The sequence below is a fragment of the Cryptosporangium minutisporangium genome (assembly GCF_039536245.1).
GTDB lineage: Bacteria > Actinomycetota > Actinomycetes > Mycobacteriales > Cryptosporangiaceae > Cryptosporangium > Cryptosporangium minutisporangium.
Genome location: NZ_BAAAYN010000044.1, coordinates 87,472 through 111,816, shown reverse-complemented (window position 1 = coordinate 111,816; position 24,345 = coordinate 87,472). Strand labels below are relative to the sequence as shown.

Below are 24,345 nucleotides of genomic sequence, written 5' to 3'. Positions count from 1 at the left end.
TCTGACCTGGAGCCCGTGAGCGTCGTACTCAACCGGCCGATCTCATCTGGGTTACTACTTCTCGTAAGGAAGTGCCGGTGCCGATCCGCTGCCAGCGGCGCTGGGTCCAGGCGTGCAGCGTCCACCCTTCGCGGGTAACCGCGGCGAGCACTCGCCCATAGCGCTGGGCGACCTCCTGCAGCAACGTCGGGATCCCGGTCTCCACGTCGACCGCCCGGCCGTGCTGCGCCGGGATCAACGGCTCGGTGCGGGCGACGTCGTGCTCGATGCCGCCGAGTCGCTGCGGTAACGCCGAGAGCACCCGGCCGACCGCGTCGCCGAGCGTCAGGTCGATCTCCGGCGGGGCGTACCGGCTCTGCGCACCCCGGTGCGTGACCGCAAGGCCCCACCGCAGCCGCCCGCGCGGATCGGCCGCGATCGCGAACTCCGCCCGGGCGTCCACTCCGAGCACCGGCCGCAGCAGGGACTCGACCGGTACGTCACCCGGCGGGCGGACGAAGTAGACGAGGCGACCGCCCGGACGCCCGGCGGTGAGCCGCGCGAGGTATTCGGCGACGACCTCGCGGGGGTCGGTCAGGTCGGTGGCGAGGACGCCGTCGCGCGCGAGCGCACCGATCGACCGGATGCCGTGGCTGCAGAGCCAGTCCACATCGGTGCCGTAGGCCTCGGCCCAGGCCACCGCGGTCAGCTCCCGCGGCACCCTGGCACACCGCACACCCTGGTCGTTGACGAAGAACTCGACGTCCGGCGTCTTGCCGATCCGGAGGTTCGTGGTCTGCCCACGACCGTCCGGCCCGATCAGCGTGACCACCGCACCGAGGTGCACCAGGCGGGTGTCGTCGCACCCCGAGCAGTACGGGTCCGGCGCCCGGCCGACCCCGGCGCAGCGCGGGCAGTCCGGGGTGGCGACGTCGTCGAGGTAGGTGCACGAGCACTCGCGCCAGGCGACCCCGGAGATGCACCGGACGCAGCGCTGGGTGGGGATCGACGGGCCCAGCCACGGCGGGGTCCGCAGGTCGTCGACCCGCCCGACCACTCGCTCCACCGTGGACCGCACCTGCCCGGTCTGCTGGGCGGCGAGCAGTTCCCGCTCCTCGACGACCGTGAGCGCGGAGAGCTGCCAACGGCCGTCCCGCCAGGTCGCGCTGCCACCGTCCGCGCCGGAGGCGGTGATCGTTACCGCTGTGACCAGGTCCTCGACCGTCCACGCGGAGGTGCCGTCACCGGCAGGCGGTGGAGAGCCGACCACCCAGTGGCCGGCGGCGGTCGTCATGCCCTTTGCCTGTTCGACCAGATCGGACGGCGTGTGCGCGAGTAAGGACTCGGCGAGCGTCGCGGTGCCGGGGTACCAGGCCTGTCCTTGGCGGGGCTGGGCTCCGGGAACTTCGTAGGCCACCGACCAGAAGCCGTCCAGGAAGCGGACGACGAGGTCCAAGCGACCGGCGTCGGCGGCCCGGCGCAGCTCCGCCAGGCGCTGCTCCGGGTCGACCTGCGCCCGGACGCCCGCCGGATACCCGACGTAGAGGTGCCAGCGGCGGCGCCCGGCCCACTCGGCGATCGCGGCCTGTTCGGCGGCGGCCTTCTCGGCCTCCGGCGCGGTCAGCGTCCAGGTGTCGGGGAGGTAGATCGGGGTGGCCAGGTCGGCGCTGGCCAGCGGCCGATCGAGCATGTCGTAGAGCGTGTCCGCGCCGACCCGTGCGGCGAGTTCCCGGACGATCGCCGAGAGGTCGATCATCCAGCGGCCGGGGCGCGACTCCCACGGGACCGGCTCGAAGGCGCCGGGGACGACCTGGACCGAGCCGGTCTGGCCGGTGACCGCGTTGACGACCGTGACGACGCCCTGCGCCCGCAGCGATCCGCCCTGCCGACAGGGGAAACACATCACGGTGGTCTCGCCGGTACCCCGGCAGATCTCACAGTCCGGGTACGGGTCGGAGTCGGAGAGGAGGAGACGGCCGCTCACCAGGAATTCGGTGCCGTTGTGCCTACAGGCGCACGGAGCGATCCTGAACCCGAGACCGTCGCACGCCGGACAGGCGATGAGCGCGGGCTCGACCGGAGCGGTGTCTGCCATGGAACCTCTTCGGGTTGCCTCGACCCTGACGTCGCATACGTCCGTAACGCATCCCCTACCGGAAGTAGACAGAGCGTATTGGACGAGCGCTTCACGGTAGCGTTTGTACCGGCGTTGCGGGAGGGGATTCTGTTAAACATTGCCGTACGTTTGGCAACCGTCCGAATAATGCTCCATTAAGTCCCGCTTTGAACATTCCTCAGCTTTAGGCCTTATTAAGGTTTATCGGCCGGTGCCGGACTCTCTGGACTGGCCTGGTTGCCCTGCAGGTCGCCGCCGGGTTACTCGGCTCTCCGTGGCGGAACCATCATGGCGGACCACTGCACCAGACTGTGACAGGGTTGTGTCAACACCATCAGTCAGTGGCGTAATCGCCGTGACGCGCCTGTCGGCCGCAGGAAGTCCCCGATCTGCCTCCGAAACTCGACCCTGCGTTTGGCCTGGTCAGGACGTGGCATACGTATCCTTAACAGGTCGAAACGCTCGCGAGCCAGACTGTCGAGGTCAGAGGGGCGGAAAGATGTCCGGACTACCGAAAGACCATAAGTTGGGGAAGGTCTACCGGTACGGCGGCGCATTCACCGGGTTGGTGCTGCTGGCGTTCGGAATTCTGGGCTTCGTCAACCAGCTGGCTTTCTTCTCCACCGATGGGAAAGAGGTCGCTGGTCTCTCGTCCAACGGCGCCTTGTCGTTGATCTCCGTGGTGGTCGGTCTCTGCTTGATCGGCTGCGCCATCGTGGGCGGCAACACCGCGTCCTGGGCGAACGCGCTCTTCGGATGGGCGTTCATCCTCAGCGGCCTGGTCAACATGACGATCATGCGGACCGACCTGAATTTCCTGGCGTTCCGGATGAGCAACGTCATCTTCTCGTTCGTCGTCGGCGTCACGCTGATCACGTTCGGCATGTACGGGCGGGTCAGCGGCACGCTGCCGCCGGACAACCCCTACTGGCGCGAGCGGCACGGCCTGCCGCCGGAGGTCCAGGAGGGCGAGGACCTGGAGGCGGAGGCGGGGCTGGGTGCCGCCACCGACGGTGACCGCGGCGCCGACCCGCACAACATGGCGGGCGTCGTGCACCACACGGCCACCGGCGCTCCGATGCCGGTTCTCTCCGGCGGGCCGATCCTGGCCGGCGCTCCCGCCCAGCCCGTGCAGAAGCCGCAGCACTGACGCTCCGACGCCACGAAGCCCTGCCCCACCGGGAGCAGGGCTTCGTCGTCTACGAGGCCGGTGAGCGCAACGCCGCCACGGGCGCCGCTCGTTCGGCGAGCAGCCCGCGGGGCGTGAGCCCGGTCAGCGCACGGATCTCCCGCGACGCGTGCGGCTGGTCGGCGTAGCCGGCAGCGGCCGCGGCGGCTCCGACCGGGAGGCCGCCCTCCTCGGCCCACCGGAGGAACGCGTGCACTCGAGCGACCCGGTGCAGCGTCTTCGGGGTCAAGCCGGTCTCGGCACGCACCAGGCGGCGGAGGTGTCGCGGGGAGTAGCCCGAGCGATCGGCCACCGCATCCACCGACGGCGTTCCTGCCGTGGTCAGCTCGCGCACGATGCCCACGGTGGCCCGCTCCGGTCGGGCGTCCCGCCACCGGACGCCCAACCGGGCGAACGCGGCGGCGGACTCGCGGCGGTCCGCCGTGAGTTCGGGTCGGATGGCCCGCGCAGGCCCGGGCCGGGCGGCACCCACGCCGAGCCACACCGCTTCGGCCACGAGTCGGGCGGACCGGCCGTCGAGCACGGCGTCGAGCGGGATCGTGCGGTTCGTCAACTCGTCGGCCTCCACTCCGAAGGCGGTCCGGATCGCGAACGGCTCGAACCGGAGGCCACGGATCAGCGTGCCGGACGGGAAGTGCGGCAGGTCGACGCCGGTCGCCGGACCGACGAGCTGGGCGTTCCCGTCTGCGCCCACCAGGATGTCGGCGCAGTTGTCCGGAATGACCCGGTGGGTGAGCGGAGCAGCGGTGATGTGCTGTTCCCACGCGCATCGCACGAGGCGCTCCAGGCCGGTGACCACACGCTCCCGGTACCAGCCCCACCGAGCCGGCCAGTCGTGGCCGGTTCGTTCAAGACCGGCCGCGGCCGGCACGGCAGTGTGGTCGGCATGGAACAGACACTCAACGTCATCACGCTCGGCGTCCGGGACCTGGACGCGAGCCGCCGCTTCTACGTCGACGGCCTCGGCTGGAAACCGCACCTCGACGTCCCGGGCGAGGTCATCTTCTTCCAGGTGAGCCATGGAACGCTCCTCTCGCTCTGGGATCGCGAGGCGATGGCGGCCGAAGCCGGCGAGGTCCATCGTGGCGACGACGCGGCCCCGATCACGCTGGGGCATCCCGTGTCGTCCGCCGACGAGGTGGCCGCCGTACTCGATCGTGCCACTGCAGCCGGGGGAACCGTCATCCGTCCGGCCGAACGCCGGGACTGGGGCGGTGTTTCCGGTTACTTCACCGACCCCGATGGCTTCCGCTGGGAGGTGGCCCACAACCCCGGCATCACGTTCGGCGCCGACGGCACGATCGCCTTCGGCTAAACGGAACCAACGCGTGACCGCGCTGCGTCCTAGGCGGTATGAGACTCCGGATCGCGGTCGCAACGGTACTCATGCTCGTCCTCGCCAGCTGTGCCGACGAAAGCCCGGTCACGGCGGACAGCCCCGGTCCGTCCCCGCCTCCGTCGCCGACCGCCGGGCGCGGGCCGATTTCGTTGATCGGCCTGTGGACGGTGGCCGACACCGGCGAGGAGCCCGGCACCGTCCTACGGATCGCCCCGAACCGGGACCTGTCGCTGTGGCGCACGTGCGGCACGCTCTTCGGTGCCTGGGCCGGTAGCCAGGACGCGTTCATCGGCGATGTGAGCGGCGGCAGCTCGAAGTGCTTTCCCACGGAGGGGAGGCCGTCCGATAGCACGCCGTCCTGGCTACGGACGGCCACCGGCTACCGATCCTTCGCTGACGGCAGCCTGGAGTTGGTCGACCGGTCCGAAGAGCCGGTGGCCCGCCTCCTTCCCGGTGGGAAGCCGAAGGTCGGGCCGGACGTCGCCGCGTCCGAGGCGGAACCGCCGGTGATCACCGACCAGGACCGGGCCGAACTCACGCGGACCACCGCACTGCCGACCACGCTGACCCGGGTCGAACCTCGGATGATCGTGGGCCGGTGGGTGCCGGTCAAGGATGGCGGGGAGGCGTTCGTCGAGTTCAGAGGCGACGGCACCTGGGCGGGCTCGGACGGCTGCAACGGCAACGGAGGCCGGTGGATCGTGACCTCCCAATCGATGCTGGCCACCAGTCGCGCAAGCACGATGATCGGGTGCGACGGCCCGCGAGTGGCCGCCTGGCTCTCTCGCACGGCGATGGCAGGGTTCGCGAACGAGGCTTTGGTCCTGCTCGACGCGGCCGGCACCGAGGTCGGGCGTCTCAAAAAGAATTAGTGGTCTGCTGGTTGGGCGCGGGTCCTACGCCGTCTCAGACGCCCGTGCTCATGTCGACAAATCGACTGAAGTGGCCCTGGAACGCCACGGTCACCGTGTCGGTCGGGCCGTTACGGTGCTTCGCCAGGATGAAGTCCGCTTCGCCCGCGCGCGGGGACTCCTTCTCGTAGTAGTCCTCGCGGTGCAGGAGAAGCACCATGTCCGCGTCCTGCTCGATCGAGCCGGACTCACGCAGGTCGGACAGTTGCGGACGCTTGTCGGTGCGCTGCTCCGGGCCACGGTTGAGCTGCGAGGCCGCGATCACCGGCACCTCGAGCTCCTTCGCCAGCAGCTTGAGGCCACGGGAGAGCTCCGCGACCTCCTGCTGGCGGGACTCGACTCGCTTGTTGCCGGTCATCAGCTGCAGATAGTCGATGACGACGAGGCGCAGGTCGTGACGCTGCTTGAGCCGCCGCGCTTTGGCCCGGATCTCCATCATCGTCATGTTCGGCGAGTCGTCGATGAACAGCGGCGCCTCGCTGACCTCGCCGATACGGCGGGCCAGCTTCGTCCAGTCGTCCTCGGAGAGCTGGCCCGACCGCAGGTGGTGCAGCGGGACGCGTGCCTCGGCCGAGAGCAACCGCATGGTGATCTCGATCTTGGACATCTCCAGGCTGAACACCGCCGACGTGAGCCCGTGCCGGATCGACGCCGAGCGCGCGACGTCGAGGCCGAAGGTGCTCTTACCCAGACCGGGGCGGGCCGCGACGATGATCAGCTGACCGGGGTGCAGGCCGTTCGTCAGGCGGTCGAGGTCGGCGAACCCGGTCGGGACGCCGCTCATGATCCCGCCGGTGGCGCCGATCGCCTCGATCTCGTCCATCGTCGGCTGGAGCAGCTCTTCGAGGACCGTGTAGTCGTCGCTGGTGCGCTTCTCGGTGACGTCGTAGATGGCCTGCTGAGCCATGTCGACGACGTCGTCCACCTCGCGTCCGGCGCCGGCGGCCGAGCCGTACCCGAGCTGAACGATCCGGGTGCCCGCCTCGACCAACCGGCGCAGGATCGCGCGCTCGGCGACGATGCGGGCGTAGTACGCGGCGTTCGCCGCCGTCGGCACCTGCTGGATCAGCGTGTGGACGTAGGGCGCGCCACCGACGCGGGCCAGCTCGGCGCGGTCGGCCAGCGCGGCCACGACCGTGACCGGGTCGGCGGGCTCACCGCGGCCGTACAGGTCGAGGATCGTGTCGAAGACGAGGGCGTGTGCGGGCTTGTAGAAGTCGTTGGAGCGGACGATCTCCACGACGTCGGCGATGGCGTCCTTGGAGAGCAGCATTCCGCCCAGCACGCTCTGCTCGGCGGCCAGGTCTTGCGGAGGCGTGCGATCGAAGTCGTTCGGAGGCGCATAGGCCTCGACTTCGTCGCTGACGGCCACGCGTGTCCCCTCCCCGGCCCTGTAGCGCCCCGCCTGGAGCACGTTCACCCTTGTCGTACCGCAGGGGTCCGACAGTTCCCGGTGAGCCGGGTGTGTCGACGATAGAAAGCCGGGGCCGTAGCGGACAAACCAGCCTGTGCACAGGCCTGTGGACAACCCTGTGGAAGAGTGGGGGTAACTCTGTGTGGTGCCTGTGCAGGAACGTGTGAACTCACGCGAATCTTGGCCACCGACAGGGGGCCTGACCTGCACAAAGAGTAGTCCACCGGGTGTGGACGGGAATTAGTCACCACAATGCCGCCGACAATGGTGACATTGAGTAGCGATTCACACCGCTGCGTACAAGTTCTGTCCACAACGCAGCGCGCCCTCGCCTCCGCGAGGGCGCGTCTCGGGGCTCAGCGTCGGCGGGTGGCGGGCTCCACGACGATGCGGCGCGCGATGTCGCGCGTGATCGTGTGGACGGCGACGTATCCCCGCTCGCCGTCTTCGGTGCGCGGCCGTAAGCGCGACCAGCGCCGCCAGTGCTGCTGCACGGTCTTCTCCGGGACTTTGCGGCCGCGGATCCGCTGACCGTCCAGCGACTCTTCGAGCGAGACGTTCAGCCACAGCAGGATGGCCGGTCGGCGGGACAGCCGCGCGATGATGCTCAGGAGCCGCCTGGCCCAGCCACGCGTCGCGGTGTCGTGCAGCACGATCGTCTTCCGGCCGGGTAACGCGAGCAGCAAGCGGAGGTAGTGCTCGGCGTAGACCAGCGGACGCCAGACCCGGTAGGCGCGCCGACCGCCGAGCAGGCGCTCCCACCGCGTCCGAATGTCTTCGGGATCGCGCACGCTGAACACGCCCCGCGGCGAAGTGACCCGGAGCCGGTGCAACAACGTGCTCTTGCCGGCGCCAGGGACACCACCGACCACCACGAACGCGCGGCGGGGCAGCGCGAGGTGGGGCACCCGGGTGGGGTCGGGCTCGGCCGGATCGAGGCGAGCGGGCTCACCCCGCGGAGCGGACCCACCGCGCGGCGCACGAGCGGCGGCCGGCAGCGGCTCCGGTGGACCGGCGAGGTCCGCGGTGGGGGTCGGAGGGGCGAAGAAGAGGGCGGATGAAAGAACGGCAGTCCCGACTCTCATGCTTCAGTGTGCACACGTCCACGCAAGAATTGCCTGTGTCCAGTCGCCACTCGGACACTCTCAGCACCCACAGTGACCAACAGCACTATGGAAGCCACGACACGTGGTCGCGGAGCAACGTGTAGCCGACAAAGGCGACGAGGTCGATCAGCGCGTGGCCGATGACGAGCGACCACAGCCGGTTGGTGCGCTGCCAGAAGCGTCCGTACACCAGGCCCATGATCAGGTTGCCGATGAAGCCGCCGAAGCCCTGGTACAGGTGGTACAAGCCGCGGAGTACGGCGGCAGCGAGGAGGGAGGTGTTCTCCCGCCAGCCGAGCTGTCGTAGCCGGGTGATGAAGTACCCGACGACCAGCACCTCTTCGGCCCAGGCGTTGGCGATCGCGGCGATGATCAGCACCGGCGCACGCCACCAGACGTCGTTCAGCGCGGCGGGCACGACCGTCAGGTTGATCCCGATCGCCCGGGTAACCAGGTAAAACGCCAAGCCGGGAAGCCCGATCAGCGCGGCCAGCCCGGCGCCGCCCGCGAGATCGCCGCCGATCCGATCCCGGCCGAGCCCGATCATCCGCGGCCCGATGCCCGAGCGCCAGAGCAGGTAGAGCCCGAGACCACCCCAGACGCCGAGCTGCCCCGCCGACACCAACTGGTAGGCCAGGTCGATGAGGTTCGCCGCAGCGCGCGGCACGTTGAGCGCCACGGTCTGGTCGGACAGCGGCTCGGGCTGCAGCAGCGAGTCGAGCAGCGACAGCAGGCTCCGGACGCCGGAGAGCCCCAGCGTCAGCGCGAAGACCAGGAACACCTCGGCCGTGAGGGCACGCCGCTCGACGGGGTCGGTCACCACAGCTGGCTCCGCCGGCCGAGCGGGGGCCAGTATCGTCCGCACGCTCACCGGAGCAGGTTACTCAGCCCACCTATGCCCGACACCCACCCCACCCGCGAGCGCCCGACACGGATCTACGTCAAATCCGCCTCCAGAGCGTCCGTGGAAGCGGATTTCACGTAATTCAGCGCACCGTCCTGATCGCGCGCTCTGAACACCTGAGGGCCCGGACACGCCGATGGCCGGCCCGGACATCCGGGCCGGCCATCGGGACGAGCGGGGCTTACTTCTTCTCGGCGACGACGTCGAGCGAGATCTGCGCCGACACGTCGGGGTGCAGCCGCACCGCGACCTTGTGCGACCCGGTCGTCTTGATGTGACCGGGCAGCTCCAGCCGACGCCGGTCGAGCTCCGGCCCACCGGCACGGACCACGGCCGCGACGACGTCCGCAGCGGTGACCGAGCCGAACAGCCGGCCGCCCTCGCCGGCGCGGGTCGCCAGCTGCACCTTCAGCTTCTCGACCTGCCCCTTGATCTCCTGGGCGTGGCCGAGGTCGCGCACCTGACGGGCGTCGCGCGCCCGCTTGATCTGCGCGACCTGCTTCTCCTGGCCACGGGTGGCAGCGATCGCCTTGCCCTGCGGCAGGAGGTAGTTGCGGCCGTAGCCGTCCTTCACCTCGACGATGTCGCCGGGCGAACCAAGACCGCTGACCTCAGAGGTGAGGATGATCTTCATTTCCTCGCCTCTCTCAGCGCGCGGTGCTGGTGTAGGGCAGCAGCGCCATCTCGCGGGCGTTCTTGATCGCGCGGGCGATCTGCCGCTGCTGCTGGCTCGACACACCGGTCACTCGACGGGCCCGGATCTTGCCGCGGTCGGAGATGAACTTCCGCAGCAGCGCCGTGTCCTTGTAGTCGATGTAGGTGATCTTGTCTTTGTCGAGCGGGTTGATCTTCTTCTTGGGCTTCCGCACGGGCGGCTTGGCCATGGGGCTTCCTTACTCTGCTTCACTCTGCTTCGAGCACGAGTGAGGGCGATCGGTGGCTCTACGCGGCTGTGGCCGGCGCGACCGCTAGAACGGAGGCTCGTCGCTGAACGAGCCACCGCCCCCGCCGGTCGGCGTCGCCACGGCCCAGGGATCGTCCGCAGGCGCCCCACCGCCGGAGTTGCCGCCGCCGGAGTTGCCGCCGCCGGACGCGCCGAAGCCGCCGCCGCTGCTGCCTCCGCCACTGCGGCTGGTCTTGTTGACCCGCGCGGTGGCGCTCCGGAGCGACGGGCCGACCTCGTCGACCTCGACCTCGAACACGGTGCGCTTCTCACCCTCGCGGGTCTCGTACGACCGCTGCCGAAGCCGGCCCTGCACGATGACTCGCATGCCGCGCTGCAGCGACTCGGCCACGTTCTCGGCCGCCTGACGCCAGACGTTGCAGGTGAGGAAGAGGCTTTCGCCGTCCTTCCACTCCCCGCTCTGCCGGTCGTAGGTGCGCGGCGTCGAAGCGAGCCGGAATTTCGCCACAGCTGCGCCACTAGGGGTGAAGCGCAACTCGGGGTCGTCAACCAGGTTGCCGACCAGGGTGATGACGGTTTCGCCTGCCATGGGGTGCGATCCTCCTCAACCGACCGTTCGTCGCCGTACCGAACAGCTACGAGATCCTCAGACTGCCCGAGGGGTACGACGAAACCGGCCGGATGCAGCGTCTCAGCGCTGGTCGGGTCGGATGACCTTGGTCCGAAGAACGGACTCGTTGAGGTTCAGCTGACGGTCGAGCTCCGCGACGGCCGGAGGCTCCGAGTTCAGGTCGACGATGGCGTAGATGCCCTCGACCTTCTTGTTGATCTCGTAGGAGAGCCGACGCCGGCCCCAGACGTCGACCTTCTCGACGCTTCCACCCGCGGTGCGGATGACGTTGAGGAACGTGTCGAGCGAAGGAGCAACGGTGCGCTCCTCGAGATCCGGGTCGAGGATGACCATGACTTCGTAATGACGCAAGGTAGAACCCACCTCCTTTGGACTCAGGCGGCCACGGTCGTTCCGTGACAGGAGGGTCGATCGCGTCATGCAATCCCGACCACCTTACCAGCGGAGACGGAGTGCTACCGACCGCGACGAGCCGCCTGTGGACGGCGGGCGGTCAGCTCCGCTTCCGCCGCATCGTCCGCGCCTTCCGGGCCGCCTGTCTGGCCGCCTGCGAATGGGCGCCGACCTCGACCACCGGCCGGTACGCGAGCACCGTGCGGAACGCGGCCGCACCCAAGCCCACCAGCACCACGGCGGAGAGCAGCACCATCAGACCGAGTTGGTCGTGAGTGCTGGAGAAACCCGGAAACGGCGGTAGCACCGGTGACACCTCCGTGTCGGCCGCCTTCGCGTCGGACGAGTCCGGCCGATCATCACCCGGAACGCCCGCACCGTCCGAGTCCTCGAAGTCTTCGGGGCCGCCGGGCCCGTCCCGGCCATCGGACGGCCTGGTCGTGGACGACGCGCCGGGTCGCACGGAGGACGATGCACCCGGCGGGAGCGGGATCACCGCACCGCTCTGAGTGCTCCGGGCCCCCGGACCATCCGTGGCGTCGGCCGGCTCGCGCGTCGGGTGTCGATCGTCGGCGCTCCGCGGCGCGGAGTCCGGCGATCCGCCCGCGTCCGGCCCGATCGTCGGCTTCGGCTCGGTGGCGTCCGACGGCATCGCCAGCACGGTGATCCGTCCGACCGACGAGGTCAGCGACCCCACCAGCGGCACATTGACCGCGGTCGCCGCCGCACTGAACGTCTCGATGCGCTCAGCACCGGTGAACAGCATCGGCGCCGATCTACCCGGATCCAACCGGGTGGATTCGCCCCCGACGGTGACGGTGAGCGCGGAAGAGGTGGCGTTGACGAACCGGACCTCGCTACCGGCCGGAACCGTCACGACGGCCGGCGTGACGGTGACCGAACTGAGCAGCCCCGCGACGTTCAACACGCCGTTGAAGGTCATGGTCGCCTGGGCCGCGCGCGCCGGAGCGGGACCGAACCCCGTTAGCGCCACCAGCACGGCCAGGAGCAGGGTGGTCGTGCGCTGCTGCCGTCTCGACACCGGCCCTCCCGTGCCCGTACCGCGGTGGCGGCCTTCGTGTTCGCTACGCACAACGAGACCCCACCGCGGCAGTGACGCGGTCCAGGCCCGCCGTTCGGGGTCGGCGGGGACCCGACCGCGCTTCCCCCCGCGCACTAGGCTCGCGCCATGCGAATCGGTGCCCATGTCGACCCCGCCGACCCGCTGGCCGCCGCGTCCGTTCGCAGCGCCGACGTGGTCCAGTTCTTCCTCGGTGACCCGCAGGGCTGGAAGAAACCGGTGCCGCGCGAGGACACCGAGGCCTTGCGCGCCAGCGACGTGGACGTTTACATCCACTCGCCGTACGTCATCAACCTGGCGAGCACGAACAACCGGATCCGCATCCCGTCCCGGAAGCTGCTCGGACAGCACGCCGAGGCGGCCGCGGCGGTGGGTGCCAAGGGGCTGATCGTGCACGGCGGTCACGTCGGCAAGGGCGACGACGCCGAGGTCGGCTTCGACAACTGGCGAAAGGCGTTCACCCAGGTTGCGGAGTCCGGTGGCTTCCCGCTGCCGATCCTGGTCGAGAACACCGCCGGGGGCGACAACGCGATGGCCCGCCGGTTCGACCGCCTCGCGCGGCTCTGGGACGCGATCGGCGAGTACGAGCCCGGCTTCTGCCTGGACACCTGCCACGCCCACGCCGGCGGCGAGGACCTGCTCGGCGTCGTCGATCGGGTGAAGGCGATCACCGGCCGGATCGACCTGGTGCACGTCAACGACTCGAAGGATCCGTTCGACTCCGGACGCGACCGGCACGAGAACCTCGGCAGCGGTCAGATCGACGCCGACCTGCTGGTGGCCACCGTCGCCGCAGCCGGTGCGCCGGCGATCTGCGAGACCCCTGGCGGCGACGACGGGCAGACCGCCGACATCGCCTATCTCCGAGAAAAACTCGGTCTGCGGGATCGGCTGGCCAAGTGAGCGGTTCGCTCGAGGGTGGCGCTCCGCCCGACGGCTCCGCCCGCGACAGCACGCGCCCTGACGACGACGGCACCCACCCCGACGACGCCGCGCGGCCCGACGACGACGGCATCCGCCATCACGACGGCGCGCGGTCCGGCGTCCCGAAAGAGAGCAGGGGACGGCCGAACGCAGACGTTCGGCGGGCGACACCGAAGTGGCGCCGCACCCTGCACCGACTCACGACCAGTGAATTCACCCTGGTCGGAGTCGGGTTCGCGGTGGTCGCTGCGATCCTGACCTGGCCGACGCTGAAGCATCCGGCCAGCACCGTGCCGCAGGACGTGTTCGACCCGTTGCTCATCACCTGGGAGATCGCCTGGGGCGGCCACGCCCTGCTGACCCAGCCCTGGGCGCTCTGGCAATCGAACGCGCTCTACCCCGAGGCGGACTCGTTCGCGTTCACCGACAGCCTGCTCGGCTACGCGCCGCTCGGCTTCTTCGGCGAAGGGCCCGCCGCCGCGCTGGTCCGCTACAACATCGCGTACGTCCTCGCGTTCTACCTCGCCTCGGTCGGCGGCTACGCGCTGGCCAAGCGGCTCGGCTCCGCCTGGCCCGGCGCGGTGCTGGCCGGCCTGGCGATCGGCTACGCGCCCTGGCGGCTCGGGCAGGCCGGTCACCTGCACGTGCTCTCGACCGGCGGTATCGCGCTGGCGCTCGCGGCGCTGGCGAAGGGCCACGGGTGGTCACTCACCCGCGGCTACCGACCGGAGGAGGTACGCCCGGGCTGGGCTGCCGCGGGCTGGGGCCTGGCCTGCTGGCAGATCACGATCGGGTTCGGGATCGGGCTGCCGTTCGGCTACGTGCTCGGCGGTGTCTGTGTCGCCTCGGCGATCGGGTGGCTCGTCACCGGACGGCCGCGGCTACCGCGCCGCCTCCTGGTCGCCGACGGCCTCGGCATGGTGGCCTTCCTCGCGACCACCGCACTGATGGCGCGGCCCTACCTTCGAGTGGTCGAGGCGCACCCGTACGCCCGGCGGACCGAGAGCGACCTCACGCTGTTCTCCCCACCGCTACGGGGCTTCTTCACCGCACCGGAGACGTCCTGGCTGTGGGGCGAATCGTCCGCCCGCGCGCGGAGCACGCTGCTCTGGGCCCCCGAGATGACGATGCTGCCCGGCCTCTTCCTCGCCGCCTGCGCGCTGGTCGGCCTGCTCGTGAGCGTCTGGACGATCCGGCAGCGGGTCTACCTGGCGGTCGCCACCGTGGTCAGCGTCGTCCTGGGGATGGGCACCACGTTCTTCGGTGGCGAACCCGGTTATCTGCTGCTCTACCGGTACCTGCCCGGCTGGGACGCGATTCGCACGCCCGGCCGGCTGGTCGTCTGGACCACGTTGCTGCTCGCGTTGCTCGCCGCGGGCGCGATCACCGCGTTCGGCGATCGGTTGGCTTCGCGGACGCCGTCCCGGCGGACGCCGTCCGGACGGGATGGCCGACGCTGGCCGCGGCTGGTCGTGGCCGCAGCGCTGATTCCGGCGTTCCTGGTCGGCGCGGAAGGCCTGAACACCACGCCGCACCCCACCGCGCCCGCCGAGCCCCAGTCGTTCAAGGGCATCACCGGCCCCGTCCTGGTGCTGCCCAGCGACACCCGCGACCAGTGGCCGATGCTCTGGTCGACGGACGGGTTCCCGAAGATCGTCAACGGCGTCTCCGGATTCACCCCGCAGTCGCAGGAGATGATCCGCCAGGCGGCCACCGTCTTCCCGTCCGCGGAGAGCATCCAGTACTTCCGCGAGCTGGGCATCAAAACCGTGCTCGTCCTCCGCGAGGGCGATTACAGCGCGGTCGGCACCGACTACGAGCACGTGCTGACGGCCAGTGTGGACGGACTGCCGGTGTCACGTATCGACCGCGGCGACGGGGTGCTTTTCGAGCTCCGGTGAGCGGGGTGGGGGTGGGGGCGTCTCGTCCAGCACCCCACCCTCCGGATCGTCGACACCGTCCTGCCGGACGACGTCCAACTCCGGACGCAGCGCCTCCCGCACCACCAGGCCGCAGAGCACCGCGACGCTGAGCCAGCGGGCGATGCTGGCCAGCGTGAACGCCGCCTCGGGGAGGACCGCGCTCTTGCCACCGGAGACCCGGATCAGGATCTGGTAGAAGGAGAAGAAGTAGGCCAGCTCGCAGGCCTGCCAGATCAGGATCGCCCGCCACTTCGGCCTGGCCAGCACCGCCAGTGGCACCAGCCAGAGCACGAACTGCTGCGACCACACCTTGTTCGTCAACAGGAACGTCGCGACGACCAGGAACGCCATCGCGCCCAGGCGGGGCCGACGCGGAGCGAACATGATCAGCGCGGCGATGCCGATGCAGCACAGGGCATAGAGCACCCACGCGGACGCGTTCAGCGCCGGGATGTGGTCACCGAGCCAGACGAACGGCGGCAGGCCGAGGTCCGGCTTGCCGTCCGCGGTACGTCCGACCGGGATGTGGGTGCCGATGTACCAGAACGTGCCCCAGTCGATCGGGCGCTCAGAGGAGAGCCGGAAGAACCTCGACCACCCGTTCGGCGCCATGATCGCGAACGGCACGTTGATCACGAGCCAGGTGAAGACACCGCTGCTGACGGTGACCAGTGCGGAGAGCCGCGCCTCCGTCGTCCGTCGGCGGAGACAGAGCAGCACCAACGGGCCCAGGATCAGCAGTGGATAGAACTTCGCCGCGGTCGCCAGACCGAAGAACACGCCGGCCCAACCCGGTCGCTGCCGTGACCAAGCGAGAATCGCCAGCGCCGTGAGGGCGATCGCCAGGTAGTCCCAGTTGACTGTCGCCGTGACGAAGACGGCAGGCGCCAGCGCGACGATCACGCCGTCCCAGGGCCGTCGTGCCCGGGATCGGACCACCGCCCAGGTCGTCACCAGGCCGAACGCGGCTAGTGCCAGGGCCGTGAGGTCGTAGAAGACCGTGCCTTCGTTCGGGTTGCCCGGCGTCAGGAAGTCCACCGCGCCGCTGGAGACCAGCGCGTGCACCGGCAGGCCGATGACGCCCATCATGATGCCGGTCAGCACCGGGTACTCGACCTCGTGATCGAGGTAGGGGATGTACCCCTTGTTGAGCTCCTCGGCGTAGTAGAGCGCGAGGACGTCGGTGTAGCAGGCGTTGCGGTACTGGTCGTAGTTCTCCCAGGCGCCGTCCCGGCACGGGGACTTCTGGACCCAGTTGAACGCGAAGACCAACGTGGTCAACAGCAGGGCGACCTGGAGCGGAGTCCAGAACCTCTTGCGCAGGCTCGCATGTCGACCCAGCGGGCCGCCGACCGCCTCGGACAGGCCGGCCACGACCCGATCGCTGTGGCTCGGGATCACGATGTCGACGTCGGTGCGCTCAGTCGTTTGCTGGGTCACGCACCGATCCTGCCGTACGAGGGGAAATCGCTCGGGCTCGACACCGGAACGTCCGACCGCAGGGGCGCAAAACCGAGCGGCACCGGTGGTTTCCACGCGGTGCCGCTCGGCCGAAGGGTGCGGCTACCTAACCGCCTTGGTTGTTGAAGTACCCACCGTCTCCGGTGTCCGGATTATCGGTCTGACCCTGGTCACCGTTGCCGTCGTCCGAGGGCAGGTCGGGGTTCGGCGTGCCACCCTCGTACCAGGGCGGCGTTTCGCCGTTGCCGCCGTCCGGGTTTTCGCCGTCCGGGTTCTCGCTCGGGGTGGGCGTCGGCTCCGCGGTCGGTGCGTTACCGGCCTTGTCACCGCGGTGCGGCGCCGACTCGAAGTCTTCCTTGTCCACCTTCTGGAGCGCGGTACTCATGTAGTCGCGCCAGATCTTGCCCGGAATGCCGGACCCGTAGACCCGTTTGCCGGTGGTCTTGTCGATCAGCCTGATGTCCTTGTCGGTACCACTACCGACCCAGACCGCGGTCGCCAGATTCGGCGTGTAGCCGCACATCCACGCGTGCGCGTTGTCGTCGGTCTCCCGGTACTGCTGCGTGCCGGTCTTGATCGCGGCTTCCCGACCGTCGGAGATCTTCTTGTCGGTCGAGTCGTAGACCTGCTGCATCACGTACGAGACGTCCTTGCCGACGTCCCGGGAGAACGCCTGAACCGTCTGACCGGCCTTCATCGAGCGGTCCCACATGACGGTGCCGTCGGAGTCCTTGACCTCCTCGATGAAGTACGGCTCGTGGTAGGTGCCGTAGTTGGCGAACGTCGCGTACCCGGCGGCCTGTTCGAGTACCGAAACCTGGTACTGACCGATACCGAGACCCGAGTTGAGCTCGGCGGCGATGTCGTCGACCTTCTTGCCGTCCAGCGTTTTCACGCCGGCTTTCTCGGCCAGCTTCGCGACGTTCTTCGCCCCGAGCTCGAGCGTGAGCGCCCAGTAGACCGTGTTGAGCGACTTGACCGTGGCGTTGATGAGCGAGCACTGCTTGCCGCAGCTGTTGTCGTCCTCGGAGTTCTTCAGCGGGCTGTCGCGGTCCTCGAACTTCTGCCCCGAGGTGCCGTCCCACAGCGAGTCGATGCTGTAGCCCTCTTCGATAGCCTTCGCCAGAACGTACGGCTTGTAGGACGACCCTGCCGGGTGCGGCGCCGCGGTGGAGGCCAGGTCGAGGTTTCCGTACCCCCGGTCACCGCCGTAGTACGCCTTGACCGCGCCGGTCTTCGGATCGATGGAGACCATCGCGGTCGCCATCTCCTTGCCCTGGGTTTGGTCGTTGACGTACTTCTCGGACGCCTTCTTCGCGGCTTGCTGGGCCCGGCTGCTGATCGTCGTCTTCACGGTCAGGCCACCGGTGTTGATGTCCTGCTCTTTGATCCCGATCTTTTTCAGCTCGGCCTCGATCTTCTGGCCGAGGATGCCGGTCGAGCCGCTCCGCCAGGCGCCGGCGCGCTTGACGTCCTTCTTGTCGACGACCTTCGGATAAGTCATCGCATCGCGCTCGGACTGCCCGATGAAGTCCTTCTTGACCATCTGGTCGAGGACGTAGCCCCATCGGCCCTGGGCGCTGGCCAGCTTGTTCGACGGGTCGAAGTTGGTCGGGTCCTTGATCACCGCGGCCAGCACCGCGCCCTCGGCAGGCGTCAGCTTGTCGACGTCCTTCCCGAAGTACGCCTGCGACGCGGACTGGATGCCCCACGCGCCACGGCCGAAGTAGATCGTGTTGAGGTAACCCTTGAGGATCTGCTCCTTCGACCAGCTGCTCGAGAGCTTCCGGGCGAGGATGATCTCCTTGACCTTCCGGGAGTAGCTGCGGCTCTTGGTGAGGTTCAGCGCGTTCCGGATGTACTGCTGGGTGATGGTCGAGCCACCACCGGCATCGTCGTCGCCCGAGACAAGACCCCAGACGGCACGGGCAGTACCCCGGAAGGAGACGCCGCTGTTCTCCTTGAAGTCCGGGTCCTCGACCGCGATGACCGCTTCCTGGACGTACTTCGGCACCTTGGCGAGCGGAACCTCCACTCGGTTCTCCAGCGCGAACGTCGCGAACGTGCCGCCGTCGGCGTACTGGATCTGCGTCGTGCCGCTGCTCTCCGGGAAGGAGGGCAGGTCGACGCTGGCGTAGGCGACGCCACCGCCGGTCAGGCCGAGCAGCATGCAGACCGCGGTCGCGACCCCGATGCCGATCAGAATCTTCTTCCGACGCCCCGGCCGCTTGACCTTCGGGTTGTTCGACGGGGAGCCGCCGATCTCGGGGTAGAGGTGGTCCTGGTCGTCCTCGAGCGCCGCCGCCCGGCTGCGCGGGCCCAGACCGGCTGGCCGGTCGCCCACGGCGGTGTTGCTGCCGTAGGTGGTGCCGGTGGCGGCTGAGGAGCCGTAGGTCGTGCCGGAGGAGACCGGGGCGGACGCGGCACTCGACCCGTAGGTGGTGCCCCCGCTGCCGTACGTCGTCCCGCGGCTACCGCTGGACGCGGCGCCGGACCCGTAAGTGGTGCCCCGGCTCGCCGAGGAGCCGTAGGTGGTGCCGGACGAGGCGGCACCCGACCCGTAGGTGGTGCCGCCGGTGCCCGACGACGAGCCGCCGTAGACGGTCCCGCCCTCGCGAGGCGTCGACGATCCGCCGTACACCGTTCCACCGCTCGACGGACGCGCAGGCACTTCTGGAGTCCCGTCACCGCCCGGGGTGTGGCCGTAACTCATGCGCCCACCATGCCCCGGAAGCACCAAGCGATCAAAACAGCCACCCGCTCCTGTGACATGCCGCTCACAGAGCAATCACCATTTCCCACGCCTTGCAGGGTTGGGGCCTCGTTGGTCACGAGCCCTCCTGGAACCGATCGGCCAGCCGCGTGACAGCTCACCGTCCGCGATCCTCTCCTATGGCATCGGCCTCATGGGCCAACCCGGTCACTTCCTTAACCAGCTTTAATCCAATCGTCAGCGACGGCGCCCACCGAAAGCGATTCAATCGCCCACTATCGGATCTAACGCGCACACGCCCTGCATCTGTCAGTACACCCTGTCATCGCAAGGAGCGAGCGGCGGGGGCCCGAAATCGAGCCGGACGGCGGATCAGTCGGCCGTACGCCGACGCCGGTTCGCGTCGTCGTGGGAGAGGCCGTCGCGGCCCAGGGTGAACTTCTCCACCAGGTGGTTCCAACCGCAGCCGCGGCAGACCTCGACCACGTAGACGTCGAACGCGCGGTACTCCATCGCGAGCATCGCCAGTTCGGCGCGCGGGCGAGCCTGCCCCGCGGACGCCCGGAGCTCGTCACCGTAGATGTAGTGGACGTGCCACACCGGTTCCCGCCGGCAGACCGGACACTGCGTCTCGGTGGCCTCGCCGAAGAATTTCGACGCCCTGATCAGGTACGGAGAGGCGTCGCAGACCTCCAGCGCGCCGACCCGGCCCGCGAAGACCTCACGCAGTAGCGCACGGCGCTTCAGCGTGTAGTCGACGACCTGCCGTTGGGTCCGCACACGCGAAGAGTACGCGCGCGAGGCGGCCCCGGCTGTGGGTTGCTTTCGGCGTCGGAGGCGCCTCCGACGGGATTACCTCCGTGTCCCTGTGCACCGAGGCGTCGGATCGATGTATCGTCTCGATACATCGGCGCGAGCCAACGCCAGGTGGACGAAAGGAGGCCCGGCGGTGCTCGAGTTCGCGATCCTGGGACTCCTGCACGAAGGTCCGATGCACGGGTACGAGCTGCGGAAGCGGCTCACGACCCTGCTCGGGGCGTTTCGTGCAGCCATTTCCTATGGATCGCTCTATCCGACCCTCCGGCGGCTCCAAGCGGGGGGCTGGATCACCGAGGTCGAGCCTGACCCCGACGACGTGGTCACCGCACCGCCGCTGACCGGGCGACGCGGTCGCGTGGTGTACAAACTGACCGCCGACGGCAAGGAGCGGTTCGCCGCCCTGCTCGCCGGATCAGGGCCGGAGACCTACGACGACGAGGGCTTCGGTGTCCACTTCGCGTTCTTCAGCCGCACCGACGCGGCCACCCGACTCCGGATCCTGGAAGGGCGCCGGCGACGGGTGGAGGAACGTCGGGACGGGTTGTCCCAGATGCTCACCAGGGCTGGTGAGCGGCTGGACGCCTACACGCTCGAACTCCAGCGCCATGGATTGGAATCAGCCGACCGGGAGGTCCGCTGGATCAACGAACTGATCGCCAAGGAGCAAGCGGGCCGCACGCCGTCACCACGTGTCGGGCGTCCCGCGACGTCGAACAGTTCAGTTGACTCCCCGCCGCCGGGTGACCGGCCGGACGAGGAGATCCCCGGCAGCCCGACGGCGGCCGGATAGCCAGGTGGCCCGCGTGATCGGCCCCCGGGGACCTCGTTTGGTCACCGGTCGCCTCCCGGAGCCGATCCGCGATCGCACACCTTTGAACCGTGAGTTGAAACACAGAGAGGGAGGCCCCTATGGGCTCCGTACGTGTCGCCATCGTCGGCGTCGGCAACTGCGCCGCGTCGCTCGTCCAGGGCGTGCACTACTACCGTGACGCTGACCCCACGACGCGGGTGCCCGGGCTCATGCACGTCCAGTTCGGTGACTACCACGTGCGTGACGTCGAGTTCGTCGCCGCGTTCGACGTGGACGCCAAGAAGGTCGGCCGTGACCTCTCCGAGGCGATCGTGGCCAGCGAGAACAACACCATCCAGATCTGCGAGGTGCCGCCGACCGGCGTCACCGTGCAGCGTGGCCACACGTTCGACGGTCTGGGCGAGTTCTACCGCGACACGATCACCGAGTCCGACGACGAGCCGGTCGACGTCGTCCAGGTGCTGAAGGACGCGAAGGTCGACGTCCTGGTCTCGTACCTGCCGGTGGGCTCCGAAGATGCCGACCGCTTCTACGCCCAGGCCGCGATCGACGCCAAGGTCGCGTTCGTCAACGCGCTGCCGGTGTTCATCGCCTCCGACCCGGAGTGGGCGCAGAAGTTCACCGACGCCGGCGTGCCGATCGTCGGTGACGACATCAAGTCGCAGGTGGGCGCCACCATCACCCACCGCGTGATGGCCAAGCTCTTCGAGGACCGCGGGGTCGAGCTGCTGCGTACGTACCAGCTCAACTTCGGCGGCAACATGGACTTCATGAACATGCTGGAGCGCAAGCGCCTCCAGTCGAAGAAGATCTCGAAGACCCAGTCGGTCACCTCGCAGATCCCGCACGAGATGGAGAAGGCCGACGTCCACATCGGCCCGTCCGACTACGTGCCGTGGCTCGACGACCGCAAGTGGGCCTACGTGCGGCTCGAGGGCAAGGCGTTCGGTGACGTCCCGCTGAACCTGGAGTACAAGCTCGAGGTCTGGGACTCCCCGAACTCCGCCGGCGTCATCATCGACGCGGTCCGCGCCGCGAAGATCGCGAAGGACCGCGGTATCGGCGGCCCGATCCTGTCGGCGTCGTCCTACCTGATGAAGTCCCCGCCGGAGCAGTACAGCGACGACCAGGCCCGCGACGCGGTCGAAGCCTTCATCCGAGGCGACGTCGAGCGCTGAGGTGCACGACCCGCGTTAGAGCAAGAACAGCGCGCCTGGCGGCGCTTTCGCCGCCGGGCGCGCTTGTCATGTCTGTAGACGCTGGGCGAGCAGCACTTGGTCGTAGCGGAACGGGCCTACCGCGACGAAGCCTCGGCGGCGGCCGTACTCGGTGAAGCCGAGCCGCTCGTACAGCCGGATCGCACCGGCGTTGTCCCCTCGCACGTCCAGCGTGAGCGTCTCGATCCCGGACTGTCTCGCGGACTCCGTGAGCAGGCTGACCAGCCGTCCACCGACTCCGGTGCCGCGATCGGCCGGCGCGACGAACACCTTCTCCAGATCCGCGTTCACCCGCAGCGTGGGCCGCTCGTACCGCCGCCAGTACCCGAACCCGGCGACCGCGCCACCCGCCGCTCCCGCCAGGACGGCGACGGCGTCACCGGAGCGCGCGGCCGCCACGACGTCGTCCAGCCACTCGTCGAACTCGGCCCGACTCGGCGGCTTCACCCACCCGATCGCGCCACCCCCGCTCACCACCGCAACCACGACGCTGTACAGGTTTCCGGCGATTCGCTCGGCCAGCGGTCCCGTCACCTGCACATACGTCGCCGGTGCGGTCAGTGCGGTAGGTAACCGCTGCGATTTCGCCATAGTTCCACGTGGAACGGTGCGGCCGGCTGGTCACGGACCGGCCACCATCGGTCGAGGACTCGCTGGGTGAGCGGGCCGAGCTCACCCTCGCCCAGAGAGAGCGGATCGAGCCAGCCGGCCTCGACGATGCCCTCGTCGAGCTGCGGAACCGGGAGAGCGTCCGGCTCAGCGGCCGTTCCGAGGTAGAAAGCCCCGAGGACCACCGTGCCGGTGTGCAGCCGGTAGGACGCGTACGTGCAGATCAGGCGGTCGACGGAGACCTCCAGGCCGGCTTCCTCGCGGGCTTCCCGGACGGCGGCCGCTTCGAGGGTTTCGCCGGCCTCCTGCCCACCTCCGGGGACCTCCCAGCGAACGCCGCTGCGGCGCTCCTGCCGGATCATCAGTAGTCGGTCGTGGTGGAGAACGAGGACCGCGGCACCGGCAGTGGTGCGGGTCGGGGCAATGGGTGACACACCGGCCACAGAGCCTCCCTGAAACGGTCCTTTCATGCTTCCACATCGGCCCGGCCAGGCCGGAACCGAACATTGCTCACCTACCCTTGCGGCGTGAGCACACCGTCCTCGAGTGCCTGGCGGGAACTCGGAGGACTGCTGCGGCGAGCGGACTTCCGGCGGCTGTTCGGCGTCCGTCTCGCCGGTCAGTTCGGCGACGGCGTCTTTCAGGCCGCCCTCGCGGGCTCGGTGTTGTTCAACCCCGACCGGCAGACCGAACCGGTAGCGATCGCGCTGGGCTTCGCGATCCTGCTGCTGCCGTACTCACTGCTCGGCCCGTTCACCGGAATCCTCATCGACCGCCATCCGCGCCGGAACGTACTGCTCTGGGCCAACATCACCCGAGCCGCGGTGTTGGTCGGCGTCAGCATCGTGCTCTGGACCGGCGGCCGCACCTGGCCGTTCCTCCTGCTCGCGCTGGTCGCCGTCGCGGTCAACCGGTTCATCCTCGGCGGACTCTCCGCCGGGCTGCCGCACGTCGCACGCGACCGCGAGCTGGTGACGGCCAACGCGCTGTCCCCCACCGCCGGGACGGTCGTCCTCACGATCGGCGTCGGCGCCGCCGTGGGACTTCGCACGATCGTTGACTCGGGAGACGTCGGCTACGCCGTGATCGTCCTCGTCGCCGCCGGCGCGTACCTCGTCTCCGGCGTGCTGGCGGGCCGCTTCCCGGTGCCCGCCCTGGGCCCGGACCACGACGATCCGACCGCACGGCTGGAGACACTCCGGTCGGTGGTGCGCGGGATGGTCGCCGGCGCACAGCACCTCGCCGAGCGTCGGGCGGCGGGCTACGCGCTGCTCACCGTCGGCCTGGGACGTATCGCGTTCGGCGTCACCACGATGGCGCTGCTCCTGCTGTACCGGAACACCCTGGACGGCTCGGACCTGTTTCCCGGCGGCGACACCGGGCTCGGCCAGGTCGTGCTCGCCACCGGGTTCGGGGCGTTCCTGGCCGCGGTGATCACTCCGGGAATCGTTCGCCGGATCTCCCGCCGCACGTGGATGACCGGCCTACTGGTCGTCAGCGCGGTCGCCTGGCCGGTCGTCGTCGCGGTGCCGGAGACGCCGGCCGTGGTCGCGGTCGCGCTGGTCGCCGGCCTCGCGAGCCAAGGCGTGAAGATCCTGGTGGACGCCGGTGTGCAGTCCGACGTCGACGACGTCTACCGAGGCCGGGTCTTCGCCCTCTACGACATGCTGTTCAACGTCTGCGTGGTCAGCGGGCTGCTGATCGGAGCCTTCGGGCTGCCCACCTCCGGACGCTCCTGGCCGGTCTTCCTCGGCGTCGCAGCCGGGCACCTGCTGCTCGCCGCCTGGGTCGCCCGGTGGACGACGCGCTACGGCTGGGCCGTGGTCAGCGTCGCGACGCCGTCGAGCGGAAAGCCGGACTCCGGTCCCCGCCACGATCTGAGCGCGTCGCACTGACCCGGAG

The 24,345-nt window shown here is 69.2% G+C and carries 23 protein-coding genes; 8 read left to right on the top strand and 15 right to left on the bottom strand.

Annotated features, from left to right (window positions below; translation table 11 throughout):
• Window positions 1-28: 28 nt before the first annotated feature.
• Window positions 29-1,963, bottom strand: coding sequence for a hypothetical protein (locus ABEB28_RS30815; RefSeq protein ID WP_345731755.1), 1,935 nt, complete (start codon window positions 1,961-1,963; stop codon window positions 29-31).
• A gap of 658 nt (window positions 1,964-2,621) precedes the next feature.
• Between ABEB28_RS30815 and ABEB28_RS30810 the strand changes: the two genes are divergently transcribed.
• Window positions 2,622-3,245 carry a DUF4383 domain-containing protein gene (locus tag ABEB28_RS30810; RefSeq protein WP_345731754.1) on the top strand — a complete coding sequence of 208 codons (624 nt, stop codon included), beginning with the start codon at window positions 2,622-2,624 and terminating at the stop codon, window positions 3,243-3,245.
• A 49-nt stretch (window positions 3,246-3,294) separates the two neighbouring features.
• Here the strand turns inward: ABEB28_RS30810 and ABEB28_RS30805 are convergent, their stop codons facing one another.
• Window positions 3,295-4,083 carry a helix-turn-helix domain-containing protein gene (locus tag ABEB28_RS30805; RefSeq protein WP_345731753.1) on the bottom strand — a complete coding sequence of 263 codons (789 nt, stop codon included), beginning with the start codon at window positions 4,081-4,083 and terminating at the stop codon, window positions 3,295-3,297.
• An 87-nt stretch (window positions 4,084-4,170) separates the two neighbouring features.
• Between ABEB28_RS30805 and ABEB28_RS30800 the strand changes: the two genes are divergently transcribed.
• Window positions 4,171-4,599, top strand: coding sequence for a VOC family protein (locus ABEB28_RS30800; RefSeq protein ID WP_345731752.1), 429 nt, complete (start codon window positions 4,171-4,173; stop codon window positions 4,597-4,599).
• Between the two features lie 38 nt (window positions 4,600-4,637).
• The gene (locus tag ABEB28_RS30795; protein ID WP_345731751.1) at window positions 4,638-5,495 is read left to right on the top strand and encodes an META domain-containing protein; all 858 of its coding nucleotides are present in this window, start codon (window positions 4,638-4,640) and stop codon (window positions 5,493-5,495) included.
• A gap of 34 nt (window positions 5,496-5,529) precedes the next feature.
• Here the strand turns inward: ABEB28_RS30795 and dnaB are convergent, their stop codons facing one another.
• The 8 genes from dnaB to ABEB28_RS30755 all read right to left on the bottom strand — a co-directional run bounded on the left by dnaB (window position 5,530) and on the right by ABEB28_RS30755 (window position 11,928).
• A complete protein-coding gene (gene dnaB, locus ABEB28_RS30790) occupies window positions 5,530-6,954 on the bottom strand; it encodes a replicative DNA helicase (RefSeq protein WP_486323383.1) in 1,425 nt (474 codons plus the stop codon).
• A gap of 350 nt (window positions 6,955-7,304) precedes the next feature.
• Window positions 7,305-8,033, bottom strand: coding sequence for an AAA family ATPase (locus tag ABEB28_RS30785; protein WP_345731749.1), 729 nt, complete (start codon window positions 8,031-8,033; stop codon window positions 7,305-7,307).
• Between the two features lie 85 nt (window positions 8,034-8,118).
• Window positions 8,119-8,877, bottom strand: a complete 759-nt coding sequence (locus ABEB28_RS30780; protein ID WP_345731748.1) for a CPBP family intramembrane glutamic endopeptidase — start codon at window positions 8,875-8,877, stop codon at window positions 8,119-8,121.
• A 262-nt stretch (window positions 8,878-9,139) separates the two neighbouring features.
• Complete coding sequence (gene rplI, locus ABEB28_RS30775; RefSeq protein WP_345731747.1) at window positions 9,140-9,592, bottom strand: 50S ribosomal protein L9; 453 nt, start codon at window positions 9,590-9,592, stop codon at window positions 9,140-9,142.
• Window positions 9,593-9,605: 13 nt separating this feature from the next.
• The gene (rpsR, locus tag ABEB28_RS30770) at window positions 9,606-9,842 is read right to left on the bottom strand and encodes a 30S ribosomal protein S18 (RefSeq protein ID WP_035859653.1); all 237 of its coding nucleotides are present in this window, start codon (window positions 9,840-9,842) and stop codon (window positions 9,606-9,608) included.
• Window positions 9,843-9,926: 84 nt separating this feature from the next.
• Window positions 9,927-10,451, bottom strand: a complete 525-nt coding sequence (locus tag ABEB28_RS30765; RefSeq protein WP_345731746.1) for a single-stranded DNA-binding protein — start codon at window positions 10,449-10,451, stop codon at window positions 9,927-9,929.
• 102 nt (window positions 10,452-10,553) lie between these two features.
• Window positions 10,554-10,844 (bottom strand): 30S ribosomal protein S6, encoded by a 291-nt coding sequence (gene rpsF / locus ABEB28_RS30760; protein ID WP_345731745.1) that lies wholly within the window; start codon window positions 10,842-10,844, stop codon window positions 10,554-10,556.
• A gap of 142 nt (window positions 10,845-10,986) precedes the next feature.
• Window positions 10,987-11,928, bottom strand: a complete 942-nt coding sequence (locus ABEB28_RS30755; RefSeq protein WP_345731744.1) for a hypothetical protein — start codon at window positions 11,926-11,928, stop codon at window positions 10,987-10,989.
• Between the two features lie 147 nt (window positions 11,929-12,075).
• Between ABEB28_RS30755 and ABEB28_RS30750 the strand changes: the two genes are divergently transcribed.
• Window positions 12,076-12,870 carry a deoxyribonuclease IV gene (locus ABEB28_RS30750; protein WP_345731743.1) on the top strand — a complete coding sequence of 265 codons (795 nt, stop codon included), beginning with the start codon at window positions 12,076-12,078 and terminating at the stop codon, window positions 12,868-12,870.
• Complete coding sequence (locus tag ABEB28_RS30745) at window positions 12,867-14,792, top strand: hypothetical protein (RefSeq protein WP_345731742.1); 1,926 nt, start codon at window positions 12,867-12,869, stop codon at window positions 14,790-14,792. The genes ABEB28_RS30750 and ABEB28_RS30745 overlap by 4 nt, the downstream gene beginning before the upstream one ends.
• Here ABEB28_RS30745 and ABEB28_RS30740 read toward each other — a convergent pair.
• The 3 genes from ABEB28_RS30740 to ABEB28_RS30730 form a co-directional block, all read right to left on the bottom strand.
• Window positions 14,748-16,253: a glycosyltransferase family 87 protein gene (locus tag ABEB28_RS30740; protein ID WP_345731741.1), complete on the bottom strand. Its 1,506-nt coding sequence runs from the start codon at window positions 16,251-16,253 to the stop codon at window positions 14,748-14,750. The genes ABEB28_RS30745 and ABEB28_RS30740 overlap by 45 nt on opposite strands.
• Window positions 16,254-16,380: 127 nt before the next feature.
• Window positions 16,381-18,987: a transglycosylase domain-containing protein gene (locus tag ABEB28_RS30735; protein ID WP_345731740.1), complete on the bottom strand. Its 2,607-nt coding sequence runs from the start codon at window positions 18,985-18,987 to the stop codon at window positions 16,381-16,383.
• Between the two features lie 372 nt (window positions 18,988-19,359).
• Window positions 19,360-19,767, bottom strand: a complete 408-nt coding sequence (locus tag ABEB28_RS30730; RefSeq protein WP_345731739.1) for a DUF5318 family protein — start codon at window positions 19,765-19,767, stop codon at window positions 19,360-19,362.
• A 169-nt stretch (window positions 19,768-19,936) separates the two neighbouring features.
• Between ABEB28_RS30730 and ABEB28_RS30725 the strand changes: the two genes are divergently transcribed.
• Window positions 19,937-20,596: a PadR family transcriptional regulator gene (locus ABEB28_RS30725; protein WP_345731738.1), complete on the top strand. Its 660-nt coding sequence runs from the start codon at window positions 19,937-19,939 to the stop codon at window positions 20,594-20,596.
• A gap of 119 nt (window positions 20,597-20,715) precedes the next feature.
• On the top strand, window positions 20,716-21,795 hold the full coding sequence (locus ABEB28_RS30720; protein WP_345731737.1) for an inositol-3-phosphate synthase: 1,080 nt from the start codon (window positions 20,716-20,718) through the stop codon (window positions 21,793-21,795).
• Window positions 21,796-21,861: 66 nt separating this feature from the next.
• Here the strand turns inward: ABEB28_RS30720 and ABEB28_RS30715 are convergent, their stop codons facing one another.
• Window positions 21,862-22,368: a GNAT family N-acetyltransferase gene (locus tag ABEB28_RS30715; protein WP_345731736.1), complete on the bottom strand. Its 507-nt coding sequence runs from the start codon at window positions 22,366-22,368 to the stop codon at window positions 21,862-21,864.
• A gap of 23 nt (window positions 22,369-22,391) precedes the next feature.
• Window positions 22,392-22,877, bottom strand: coding sequence for an NUDIX hydrolase (locus ABEB28_RS30710; RefSeq protein ID WP_345731735.1), 486 nt, complete (start codon window positions 22,875-22,877; stop codon window positions 22,392-22,394).
• 93 nt (window positions 22,878-22,970) lie between these two features.
• Here ABEB28_RS30710 and ABEB28_RS30705 point away from each other — a divergent pair, with 93 nt between their 5' ends.
• The gene (locus tag ABEB28_RS30705) at window positions 22,971-24,338 is read left to right on the top strand and encodes an MFS transporter (RefSeq protein ID WP_345731734.1); all 1,368 of its coding nucleotides are present in this window, start codon (window positions 22,971-22,973) and stop codon (window positions 24,336-24,338) included.
• The last annotated feature ends 7 nt before the right edge of the window (window positions 24,339-24,345 follow it).